Raw genomic sequence first — 550 nt, forward strand, 5'->3', positions numbered from 1 at the left:
ATGCCAACGGATGATCAAAGTCAGTCATATTGATCCTGCTCTTTACTCTCGTTTAAAAGGTCATACGCAAAGTAAAAGTCGTTTAAGCGCCCCAGAGAAATTAGCAGCTATGATCCCCCATGGGCTGAATCACCAACAAAAATGGCAATGGATGTTGTCAAAATCACAACGGCGTTAATTGATAGCCGAGTGTTAAAATAAAGCAATACGACAGGCGTTTGTTGTGCCTGTCGCTGTTGGTTTATTGACCTTTAGGTTTTACCTCTGTCGTGCCCCTTAAACGAGGACGATTAGCTTCAGGGGCTGTTAATGGTGTCGTTTCTACTAAGCCTTGACGACAACGAACAGTGAGATCTTGATATTCACGAGTGTTCATACGTTTCCACTGCATATCTTGGTCGCTAATATCACGTACATGTTTTGCTGGGCTTCCCATTAACATTTGTCGCGCCTGCCCTTGAAAGCCCGCTTTCACAAAGCTCATGGCGGCAACAATACTTTCCTCACCAATGATCGCACCATCCATAATCACGCTATTCATGCCGACTAG

Annotated in this window: 1 pseudogene; it reads right to left on the reverse strand. The window is 44.5% G+C overall.

Features of this window, described 5'->3' with window-relative positions:
* Positions 1-241: 241 nt before the first annotated feature.
* Positions 242-550, reverse strand: a pseudogene (locus tag IE142_RS40310) (hypothetical protein); the annotation flags it as partial.

The sequence above is a fragment of the Streptomyces mutabilis genome (genome assembly GCF_014649815.1).
GTDB lineage: Bacteria > Actinomycetota > Actinomycetes > Streptomycetales > Streptomycetaceae > Streptomyces > Streptomyces mutabilis.